Origin of the sequence: Aulosira sp. FACHB-615 (assembly GCF_014698045.1) — a bacterium.
Classification (GTDB): domain Bacteria; phylum Cyanobacteriota; class Cyanobacteriia; order Cyanobacteriales; family Nostocaceae; genus Nostoc_B.
The window spans coordinates 86,980-98,377 of record NZ_JACJSE010000024.1 but is presented as its reverse complement, the minus strand read 5'-3'; the positions used below and the strand labels follow the sequence as shown (position 1 = coordinate 98,377).

At 36.7% G+C, this 11,398-nt stretch carries 11 protein-coding genes; all 11 read left to right on the top strand.

What is annotated here, in order from left to right; translation table 11 throughout:
• Positions 1–210: 210 nt before the first annotated feature.
• The 11 genes from H6G77_RS26855 to H6G77_RS26805 all read left to right on the top strand — a co-directional run bounded on the left by H6G77_RS26855 (position 211) and on the right by H6G77_RS26805 (position 11,398).
• The gene (locus H6G77_RS26855; RefSeq protein WP_190873178.1) at positions 211–1,560 is read left to right on the top strand and encodes a glycosyltransferase family 4 protein; all 1,350 of its coding nucleotides are present in this window, start codon (positions 211–213) and stop codon (positions 1,558–1,560) included.
• A 361-nt stretch (positions 1,561–1,921) separates the two neighbouring features.
• The gene (locus tag H6G77_RS26850; protein ID WP_190588193.1) at positions 1,922–2,350 is read left to right on the top strand and encodes a hypothetical protein; all 429 of its coding nucleotides are present in this window, start codon (positions 1,922–1,924) and stop codon (positions 2,348–2,350) included.
• A 46-nt stretch (positions 2,351–2,396) separates the two neighbouring features.
• On the top strand, positions 2,397–3,239 hold the full coding sequence (locus tag H6G77_RS26845; RefSeq protein WP_190588192.1) for an ABC transporter permease: 843 nt from the start codon (positions 2,397–2,399) through the stop codon (positions 3,237–3,239).
• A gap of 71 nt (positions 3,240–3,310) precedes the next feature.
• The gene (locus tag H6G77_RS26840; protein WP_190588191.1) at positions 3,311–4,570 is read left to right on the top strand and encodes a polysaccharide ABC transporter ATP-binding protein; all 1,260 of its coding nucleotides are present in this window, start codon (positions 3,311–3,313) and stop codon (positions 4,568–4,570) included.
• A gap of 153 nt (positions 4,571–4,723) precedes the next feature.
• A complete protein-coding gene (locus tag H6G77_RS26835) occupies positions 4,724–5,656 on the top strand; it encodes a glycosyltransferase family 8 protein (RefSeq protein ID WP_190588190.1) in 933 nt (310 codons plus the stop codon).
• Positions 5,657–5,665: 9 nt separating this feature from the next.
• On the top strand, positions 5,666–6,223 hold the full coding sequence (locus H6G77_RS26830; protein ID WP_190873177.1) for a DapH/DapD/GlmU-related protein: 558 nt from the start codon (positions 5,666–5,668) through the stop codon (positions 6,221–6,223).
• Positions 6,220–7,185 carry a glycosyltransferase gene (locus H6G77_RS26825; RefSeq protein WP_190873176.1) on the top strand — a complete coding sequence of 322 codons (966 nt, stop codon included), beginning with the start codon at positions 6,220–6,222 and terminating at the stop codon, positions 7,183–7,185. Before H6G77_RS26830 ends, H6G77_RS26825 begins: the two co-directional genes overlap by 4 nt.
• 63 nt (positions 7,186–7,248) lie before the next feature.
• The gene (locus tag H6G77_RS26820) at positions 7,249–8,226 is read left to right on the top strand and encodes a glycosyl transferase (RefSeq protein ID WP_190588187.1); all 978 of its coding nucleotides are present in this window, start codon (positions 7,249–7,251) and stop codon (positions 8,224–8,226) included.
• 86 nt (positions 8,227–8,312) lie between these two features.
• On the top strand, positions 8,313–9,290 hold the full coding sequence (locus H6G77_RS26815) for a glycosyltransferase family A protein (protein ID WP_190873175.1): 978 nt from the start codon (positions 8,313–8,315) through the stop codon (positions 9,288–9,290).
• A 72-nt stretch (positions 9,291–9,362) separates the two neighbouring features.
• Positions 9,363–10,376 (top strand): glycosyltransferase, encoded by a 1,014-nt coding sequence (locus H6G77_RS26810; protein ID WP_190873174.1) that lies wholly within the window; start codon positions 9,363–9,365, stop codon positions 10,374–10,376.
• Positions 10,377–10,546: 170 nt separating this feature from the next.
• On the top strand, positions 10,547–11,398 hold the full coding sequence (locus tag H6G77_RS26805; RefSeq protein WP_190873173.1) for a glycosyltransferase: 852 nt from the start codon (positions 10,547–10,549) through the stop codon (positions 11,396–11,398).

Below are 11,398 nucleotides of genomic sequence, written 5' to 3'. Positions count from 1 at the left end.
TGATAAGATATCGGGCATGGGCTTGTTGTGGCTTTTGAGTTGTCGTTTGGGAAGACAATAACTCTACTACATCAGCCCTCTCTCTTCATCCTCTTATTTTGGCGAAGGTATTGTCAATATAAGCAATATTTTCAGGTATAGGATTAATGACTTAGGCAGTTCGGGAGTGTCGTAAACAAAATTTTAAAATTATCCCGTAGGACACAGCCGATGAAATTAAATGAATGGATTAATAACAAATTTGTACCCTCTATTTCTATTCCCATAGAATCCGAAAACGAAGCACCTGTAAAAAGCCAGAAATCTATCAAATTATCTGTAATCACTCAGTTTTTTCCCCCTGATTATGCTGCTACAGGACAGTTGATTGAAGAACTCGTAAAACAGCTAGGGCAGCAAGGTGTAAATGTTGAGGTATTTACAAGTCAACCTGGTTATGCGTTTCAATCTCAGGCGGCTCCCGCCGTTGAATGGGTAGACCGGATTAGAATTCAACGCTCACGTACTGCTCAACTTTGGTCTGGTAGGATTCGTGGTAAAGCCGTTAATGGTGTTCTATATACTTTACGTGCATTACTATATCTGTTCCGGGCTTGGCGGCGCAACAACATATTATTAGTTACTACAGCCCCACCATTTTTACCAATTATTGGATATTTAGCTTATTTATTATTTCGACTACCTTATGTCTGCATACTTTATGATCTATACCCAGATATTGCGATCGCTCTAGGTGTAGTTTCTCCAAATAGTTGGTTAGTGCGTTTGTGGAATGAAATTAACAAACAAGTTTGGTTAAAATCTCAGGGGATTGTGGTACTTAGCCCCGCGATGAAGCAAAAAATATTAGCCCATTGTCCAGAAGTGGCTGATAAAATTGCAGTAATACACAGTTGGGCTAACCCGGAAGCAATTGTCCCAATTCCTAAGAAGGAAAACTGGTTTGCCCACGAATACAATCTAGTTAACAAATTCACTGTGCTTTATTCTGGCAATATGGGTCGCTGCCATGATATAGAAACCATGTTAGAGGCTGCAAAACAATTGCAAGATGAACCAATTCAGTTTGTGTGCATTGGAGGCGGTGCTAAACGTGAAGAATTAATCAAAGAAGTAAATCGTTTAGGGCTAGAAAATTTTACCTTCCTACCTTATCAAGATAAACAAGTACTTCCCTATTCTTTAACAGCCTGTGATTTATCACTAGTGAGTGTAGATTCAATTACAGAGGGTTTAGTTGTACCTAGTAAACTTTACTCAGCTTTAGCAGCAGGTAGACCAATTGCTGTAATTTGCTCCCAGTCTTCTTACCTTAGAGAAATGGTGGCTGAAGCTAACTGTGGGAGTACATTTGAGAATGGAGATAGTCAAGGGTTAGCGCAATTTATCCGTTTCCTCAGCCGTGACCTCCAAGTAGGCGAACGTATGGGCAAAGCTGGTCGTCAGTATTTGCGATCGCACTTCACACCAAAAGTCATATCTCAACAATACTTACGTGTTCTGCAACGGGCAATATCATCTAATGAAGTTATGCCCAAATCTCAGAGCAATGTAAAGTAAGCTTAGTGAGGTTATTAAAGTTTGGTAATTTCCCAATAATTATCAAATTAATAAAGCCACAAATGTTCAACTACATGGTATAAAAATAGCATCAGCTAAATACAAAGTTAAGAACTTGATTGAATTAAACTGTACTTCAATAACATTAAGTTATTGATGAGAGTTTAAAAGCTGGTTTCAAGAATTTCCAGAGTTGTGAAATAATTAACCAACAAAGGTAGCAAAAACAAACAAAATTACCATTGTAATTGAACATTTTGGCTGTATTTTGAGGAGTTGGGCTTTGATGGTCTTCTTTTGATCTCAGTCCCTCCAACGCAACCTTCCTTGCCCATAGTTGTTGTCTATACAGGAGGTGAAATTGCAGAGAAGGTGTGACCGAAATCGGAAACGTTCTAAACGACGCGGAATTTACTGTCCGATTCATGGCTGTTATCTTGATAGCGTCAGTCAGAAATATCAGATATTTGCCGATAAACCAGGTCAATTACAACAAAGGGGAATGAGTCGGCGGAATGCCTTAATTTTAGTAGCAAATCGAACAGCCGTTCCTCTCGAAGGAGAATGGTTAGAAGCTTTTTGGTGTGAACACTGCCAACAAACCAAATGGTATCACGTCCGTAAACGTGACGATCATGCTTATGAAATTTCAGCAGCACCACAAGAACTATGGCAACAAGCAACAGGAGTGATTAGTTCTCACGGAAATCCTTCTGTAAGTGAATTTACGCGCAGAAGTGCCAGAGATATTACTTATCAAACTCTTACTGGTTTTCAGGTTGTTAATTAACTAAGCTATTAAACTTCCTTCAGATATAAATCTTCAATCAAGAACTATGAGTAATACGAAAACTGTAGCTAAACAAGAGTTGGTGATTGAAGCGGGACGCACTGAACAGCAGTATTGGAAAGATATATGGCGTTATCGAGAATTATTTTATTTTCTGGCTTGGCGTGACATTTTGGTAAGGTATAAACAAACTGCGATCGGTATTGCTTGGGCATTAATTCGCCCATTTCTGACGATGGTAGTGTTTTCAGTCGTCTTTGGACAGTTAGCAAAACTGCCTTCCCAGGGTGCGCCCTATCCGATTTTAGTATTCTCAGCTATGTTACCTTGGCAATTTTTTGCCAATTCCCTTTCCGAATGCAGCAATAGTTTGATTGGTAATGCCAATTTAATTTCAAAAGTATACTTTCCTCGCCTCATTGTTCCTACTAGTGCAGTGGTAGTTAGCTTTGTAGACTTCATGGTTTCAGGGATAATTTTACTAGGATTAATGGCTTGGTATAATTTTGTTCCTACTTGGCGAATTGTCACCTTACCATTTTTTATTGCCATTGCGTTTGCAGCTTCAATGGGTGCAGGATTATGGCTGGCTTCTTTAAATGTTAAATATAGAGATTTTCGTTATATTGTCCCATTTATTGTTCAGTTTGGATTATACATATCACCAGTAGGATTTAGTAGTACCATAGTTCCCCCACAATGGCGATTTATCTACTCTTTAAACCCAATTGTTGGTGTAATCGATGGTTTTCGTTGGGCAATTTTAGGGGGAGAATCGAACTTATATTTACCCGGATTTTTACTTTCTTTGGGCTTAGTATTTCTATTATTTATCAGTGGAATTTGGTACTTCCGCAGAATGGAACGGACATTTGCTGATGTGATTTAACGATAAAAACTCAATTAAAAATATCTTTGTCCTGTAAATTCAATTATCAGATAAATTTAAAATTAAAACTAATGTCTGACACTATAATTACAGTAGAAAACCTGGGTAAAAAATATATTATTGGACACCAACAGCAGGAAAAGTATACTGCTTTACGAGATGTTATAGCTAATGGTGCCAAAGGTTTATTTAAGTCTTTCCAAAATAGAAAATTTAAATCTTCAAACTATCAGGAAGAGTTTTGGGCGCTAAAAGATGTTTCATTTGAAATTAAGCAAGGTGATAGAGTAGGCATTATTGGACGTAATGGAGCAGGTAAATCAACCCTGTTGAAGATTCTCAGTCGTATTACTGAACCAACCCAAGGAAACATCAAAATTAAAGGTAGAGTTGCTAGTTTGCTGGAGGTAGGTACAGGCTTTCACCCAGAATTGACTGGTAGAGAGAATATCTACCTCAATGGTGCAATTTTAGGGATGAGTAAGGCAGAGATTAAGCAAAAGTTTGATGAAATTGTAGCTTTTGCAGAGGTTGAAAAGTTTTTAGATACACCAGTAAAACGATATTCGTCAGGTATGTATGTGCGCTTGGCATTTGCTGTAGCAGCGCATCTAGAACCTGAGATTTTAGTAGTAGATGAAGTCTTAGCAGTGGGTGATGTAGAGTTTCAAAAAAAATGTTTAGGAAAAATGCAAGATGTTGCACAGGGTGGGCGTACAGTTTTATTTGTTAGCCATAATATGGCGGCTGTACGTCAACTTTGTAATTCTGCTCTTCTTATGAAGAATGGTAGCTTAGTTTTTGAGGGTAGTGCAGAACTTGTAGTTAATCATTATCTGAATGCTACTCAAAGCAAGCCCTTATTTTCAGGAGTTGTTAGTCGTTACGGCATTGCATTAAATGAAGTATTGCTGCAAGATCGTGATACAGGTGATATTACTTACTCTCCTATTTTCAACGGTAACTATTTATTAAAGCTAAAATTACACGGACATGATCCATTATCAGATACGGCAATTGTAGTGAGAATTTATGATGCAATGGGTTCTTTGGTTTCTAGTATTTGTAGTGTAGAAGAAGGTATTCCACCCTTTTTGTTGAAACAAGATGTAGAAGTTATATTTACTCTAGCTACATTAAAGCTTTTTCCTGGTCAATATCGAGCCAGTTTTTTTGTTTACCGTCCAAATGATCCTGTATGTTACTTAGAAGCTGAAGATGCTTTGGTATTTGAGGTTAATCCTTCTATTGTCAATGAAGCGATGTGGCCATATCGTTCTGATCATGGTGTTGTCCGAATTGCTAATTATGGCAGTGTAGTTTACCTATGAGGAGTGCATTCCTGGCAAAAGTACTAATTCAGGTTTACTAAAAGTCTCGAATAAAAATTATTATTCATCATCCAAAGCATATTCCTCATTAATTTATTCTGAGACGCAAATAATATATACTATTTGATTTAATCTCTAAACTATTATTGTATTATGACTATTAATGTAGTTTGTACTATTGATGACCAATATACACAGCATTGTGCAGTGATGTTATCATCTTTGTTTTTTAATAATGAAAACCATCTTTTTCATGTATATATTATTACTGATGACTCCAATACAACTAGTTTTCATAAACTTAAAACTTTCTTAGAAAAAAGTAAACAACAGTATTCAATAATAGAAATTCACAAAGATATCTTGCTAAAAGCTCCTATAACTCACCACATATCTTTAGCCACATATTTTAGATTATTTATCCCTGAAATCTTACCATCAAATATAGATAAAGTTTTATTTATCGACTCAGATATAGTTATTCGGAAATCTATTGAGACCCTGTGGAATATTGATATTCAAAACTTTAGTCATGCTGCTACTATTGCAGCAGGTATGGATGACTATCCTTCACACATTTTTTTATCAGAAGAATCTTTATATTTCAATGCTGGATTAATGCTAATTAACCTGAAAATCTGGCGTGAACTAAAAATCTTAGAAAGAGGTTGTGAGTTGATTAATCAAAAACCAGAACGCTTGAAATGGTGGGATCAAGATGTTTTAAATATATTACTTCATAATTCTTGGCTACCTATTGATCTAGTCTGGAATGCACAGCCTTTCATCTATGAAGAATCATTGAATAATTATAAATACCAAAGTAGATATGAGAAGTTTAAATATACAGAAGCAAAACTTGATCCAGCAATTGTTCATTTTGTAGGAGGCGGGAGTGCAAAACCTTGGCATTACGCTTGTCAACATCCATTTAAAGATGAATATATAAGATATCTCAGGACTACTCCTTGGAAGAATAGTCAACTTATTGGTAAACCTAGTTTAATTGCTAGGTTACGATTCCAACTTGGTTTAGGTAGTAAATTCCGTAATTTAAAGCATTTAGTGAGCCGAAAATTCGTGTAGTAATAGCTGATGTTAAAGCGCCTCTTTAACGAACAAGAAAAGGTGATAAATATCTGGAGGCGGTTTCGGCTAAAGCTAGTAGGCGTTGATTTAGAATCTTCTTGTTGGATAGGCCAGCAAGTATCAGCCACACTTGGCTTTGCTAATGGCACTCCAGGCAAGATTAAATTAGCATCTGAAGTTAGATTAGAACAGGGTGTTATTCTCCAAGCATGGGGAGGAAGCATTGTGATTGATAAGAATGTTTTTATCGGCCCTTATACAGTAATTTATGGTCATGGTGATGTCACAGTTGGTAAAGATACTCTAATTGCTATGCACTGTCGAATACTCTCTTCAAATCATACAATTCCTGATAAAAATAAGCCGATTAGATGTAATCCAGATATTTTATTACCAGTAAATATCGGAGAAGATGTATGGCTTGGCGCGGGAGTTACTATTTTAGGAGGTGTGACTATTGGAAATGGTTGTGTTGTTGGTGCTGGTGCAGTTGTAACTAAAGATTTACCACCTTATTCAGTAGCAGTAGGTGTTCCTGCAAAAGTAGTGAGAAATCGTTTATGAATCCCCTTGTTTCAGTTATTATTCCTACTCATAATCCTAATTACGAGCGGTTACAAAAAACGCTTAATGCTTTAAAAAAACAGACTCTTTTACAGGAAAGCTGGGAACTAATAGTTATAGATAATTTAACACCTGATCCAACATATATTTATAAATTTGATTTTTCCTGGCACAACTATACAAAAGTTGTTAGGGAAGAAAAATTAGGCTTAACAAGAGCAAGAATAGCAGGAATTAAAGCAAGTCAAGGGAAATATCTAGTATTTGTGGATGATGATAATGTCCTTGATGATAATTATCTAAATAATGTAATTGAAATTTTTCAAAATTATCCACATTTAGGTGCAATTGGTGGTAAATCTCTCCCAGATTTTGAAGTCGAACCTGAGTCTTGGGTAAAAGATTTCTGGGTTTGTTTAGCACTACGTAATTTAGGTGAAGAAATTCAAATTTACGCTTTTGATGAACTCCCCAAAAAAGAAAAACAGCATCCTTACTTTGCTCCTATTGGAGCAGGAATGGCTTTGCAACGCCAAGCTGCATTGCTTTATGTTGATAGTATTGCAGAAAATATCAATAGGCTATCTCTAGATAGAACAGGTAAAAGTTTACAATCTGGAGGTGACTGCGACATTAACTTAACACTTCTCGAAGCTGGTTGGGCAGTAGGTTACTTCCCTCAACTACAATTAACTCATCTTATCTCAGCAAATCGTTTAACTAAAGATTACTTGGCGCGTCTGAATCGAGCTTCATTGCGTTCCTGGGTTCAAGTTTTAGATGCTCATAACATTCATCCTTGGCAGAAAATACCTAGTTGGAGTGTTATTCCCAGGCAGATAAAGGCATTTTTTAGTTATCAACCTTGGAAGAGTCCTGCTAATTACATCAATTGGCAAGGTGCTTGTGGAATGTTTGAGGGATTAGGAACTTTATCGGCTAACCACGGCAATCAACTCTAGTGTTTAATTATATAGATTCAAATTTCACTGAATATTACTTATGAAGTATGTAAAAATTAAGTTATGTTAACTAATAATACAATTAGCACAAATGTTCGCCAGTTAGCCAAGAAATTTCAGTTTGGGGCGATCGCCTATAAGTTATATTATTCTCCTAAGACATTTGTGCAAAGAACTCTGCAAAAAGGCGTTCTCAATGTGGTGACTGACCATTGGTCAAGCCTACAAATGGAAGCAGCCGCTTATAATTTACCATCAATTAATATTAAATCTTCTCAAGAACCTCTAGATATTTATTTTTTGACTGGGCGAAATTTTTGGTATCAGACCTGTTTATGTGCTTACTCGATGGCACAACATACAAACTTGACTTTGCGACCAATTATTTATGATGATGGCTCTTTAGAAAAAAAGTATCAAGACCAAATCATCAAAATTTTTCCCAATGCCAAAATAATTCTCAACTCAGAAATTGAAGAATACATAAATCAATATCTACCCCAGAAAAAATTTCCATATCTCAGAGAACGCCGCTTGAATTATCCAAATCTGCGAAAAGTAACAGATATTCACATTGCCTCTCAAGGATGGAAACTGGTATTAGATTCTGATATGTTATTTTTCCGTACACCAGATTTTCTATTAGACTGGCTCAAATCTCCTCAGCAGCCATGTCATATGGTAGATGTTGAGACTTCCTATGGTTATCCAGAAACTTTGATGGCTTCCTTAGCACAAGCCAATATATCTGAACGCTTGAATGTAGGAATATGTGGTTTAAAAAGTGAGGATATTGATTGGGAAAAATTAGAATATTGGTGCAGAACTATGATAGAGCAGCAAGGCACTCATTATTATCAAGAACAGGCACTTGTCGCTATGCTAATGGCTGGTAAACCTTGTGCAGTTGCACCAGATAAAGAATACATAGTTATGCCTAGTAAAGATGAAGTGATTCAGCCTCAAGCAGTTTTACATCACTATGTAGCAGACTCCAAGCCTTGGTATTTCCGCTATGGCTGGAAGCATATTGTTAAATAGTTTTTTGGATTTAGACCAAAATCAGCGAGTTTTAAGGATGATATGTCAAAAAAATTCTTCTATTTAGGATAAATGGAGGAAGTCGTATGATACCTTTAGTTTCTATACTTATACCTTGCTATAATGCCGAACGTTGGTTAGCTCAAACGTTAGAATCAGCTTTACAGCAAACCTGGAAAAATATAGAAGTAATTATAGTAGATGATGGCTCTATTGATGCTAGTGTGACAGTTGCTCAAAAATTTGTATCACACAACGTTAAAGTTATCCTTCAAACTAATCGGGGAGCAAGTGCAGCCAGAAACAAAGCACTTCAGGAAGCCCAAGGAGAATTTATTCAATATCTAGATGCTGATGATTTATTAGCACCTGACAAGATAGAACATCAAATGCAACTTCTAAATTGCGATCGCAATTCAGATGTGATTGCATCAGGAGCATGGGCGAGATTTCAGACAAATCCTTCCGAAGCTCAATTTATCCCTCAGCCTCTTTGGGTGGATATGCTACCTGTTGAGTGGCTGGTTTGCGCTTGGGAAGGACATTGGATGATGCACCCTGCTGCTTGGTTAGTTTCTCGCAAAGTTGCTGATAAAGCTGGCATTTGGAATGAAAGTTTGTCCTTAAATGACGATGGTGAATATTTTTGTCGTATTCTCTTGGCTAGTCAAGGAGTTAAGTTTAGCTCAGATGCTAAGTCATACTACAGATCAGGCAACTCTCATAGTCTTAGTGGTTCTAAATCTCAAAAAGCATGGGAATCTGCTTTTTTAGCCCTAGAACTTGGTACAAATAATCTTTTGCTAAAAGAAAACAGTCCACGTACACGTCATGCTTGTGCAACCGTGTTTCAACGCTTCATTTATGAAGTTTATCCTGATGTACCTGAATTGAGAAAAAAGGCAGAAGCCAAAGTAAGAAGCTTAGGTGGCTCAGATTTACCGCCTCTAGGGGGTAAGCTTTATTTAGAAATCAGCCGCTTTATAGGTTGGAAATTAGCAAAACGACTGCAAAAGGGAGTTTATAATTTTAGATATTTTCAAGAACCTTATCAGAAAATTTGATAAAAAAATCCACACCCATTAATGAAAGTTTTGATCATTATTTTGAATTGCTAGAATCACACTTATTTAATTATGGCTGTTTGTCGTATTTATCTTTGTACTTATCGCCGTCCTCAGCTTCTGCCTCGTGCCTTAGACAGTTTACTGAATCAGACTTTTCAGGACTGGATTTGTGAACTGCACAATGACGACCCGGATGATTCAACACCCAAAGAGTTAGTCGAAAAAATTACAGACCCTAGAATTATTCTAGTAAATCATCCAAAAAACTTGGGCGCAACGCAAACTTTTAATCTAGTTTTTCGCAAAGTCGATGAACCTTTTGTGTCATTACTAGAAGATGATAACTGGTGGAATCCCGACTTCTTAGAAAAAATGCTAGAAGCAATGGAAAAACATCCAGAGGTAGAGGTGGCTTGGTCTAATATGCGGATGTGGCAAGAGCAAGAAAATGGCATCTGGAAAAATTTGCAGACAAGCACTTTCCCCTTATCAATTAAAGAACCCTACAAATTGTGGTATTTTCCGCATAAACATCAAATATTAGGCGCACTACATTCTCAAGGTGCGATGTTAATTAGAAACAAGAATATAGAAAATTATCAAGTTCCGGTTTCTACTCCTTCTGCGATTATTGAACACGTCCGAGAAAGAGCATATAATTATCCGATTTTATTTGTTAATCAAGAATTAGCAAATTTTGCTGTAACCCGTTCAACATCTCGTTCTAAGAATGTAGTGGAATGGGGTGTATCACAATTTCTGCTTGCTGCTAATTTCTTGAGATATATGCCACTTAGTGAGGAAAACATTCAATTAATTTGGCAAGAATTTAGAAGCAAAAAAGTTATTGCTACACCTACATTATTGTGGTCTGCTTTGTTGTATCCAGAATGCCGTTATCTCTTGCATAAAGCAACTTTATATGACTGGTTTGTATTTATTCTCAAAATTTTTAAGCGTCCGATCCAGACCTATCAATTTTTAAAATTTATCAAGAATCTTCAGGAACTCCAGAATTTTTTAGAGAGAAATACCAAAACATCAATGCAAAAATCTACAAAATTTAAATTCGATGAGACTTAGTGATATGAAGTGAGATAAAAAATTGATATTAAAAAACAACTATTTTTTATTAGTAGTAAGTTTTAGTATGTATGATAGTTAATACACAAGGATTTACTGGATGAATATCTATGGTCATAGCGATTTCTAATAGTTAATTATATTCCAATGTTGTTTTTTTGATGTTTTAAATGAAAAGTGGAAATGGATTTGTATATGTAGCAACAGGGCAAGGTTATAGGGACGAAGCCTTAAAATCGGCGGACACCTTAAAACGTTCTCAACCTGGTGCAAAGATTTGTCTAGTCACAGATAAAGCACCACAGAAACAGACTCTTTTTGATGATGTTGTTGTGGTTGAATCAGAAAATGTGACTTTTTCTCCCCTAGATAAGACTTTAGCAGTAAGATGTCCCTACGAGCGAGTTGTCTTTCTGGATACCGATACTTCTGTTGTTGGTGAGTTGAAGGAACTGTTTGAGATACTAAATGGTTTTGAAATTGCTCTATTGCCAGAAACTAAGCGAGGTTGGGATTATGAACTTCCAGATGTGCCTCAACCATTCGCGGAATTCAATACTGGAGTGATTGTATTTCGCAATGATGCACGAATAAATGCTCTGTTTGAACAGTGGCGACAGATGTATCAACAGTTACGGCAAAATCCTGGTTTAGTTAATGATCAACCTAGTTTTCGTAGGGTACTATTTCACTCAGATATTCGGGTCGCACCATTGCCTAGTGAGTTTCATTTTCTAGGTAACACAGAAAACTACATTATGTGGGATGCGCGTCTGATTCATGCACGAGGAGATTTAGAAGCGATCGCCTCGCAAGTAAATCGTCGCCTCGGTAGTCGAGTGTATATTCCTGATGTTGGCACGCTGCAAGGCTTTAATGGTCGGCTCAGTTGGGCAATTAAACTTTTAAACTTCTTCTGGAATGGAATTCAGCTTTTGTGGAGGAAGCCAACAGACTCAGCCGGGATGAATCCGGGGAAATGGTGGCTGAAAGAAAAACGCACAAAAGATGCTCAAGTTTAA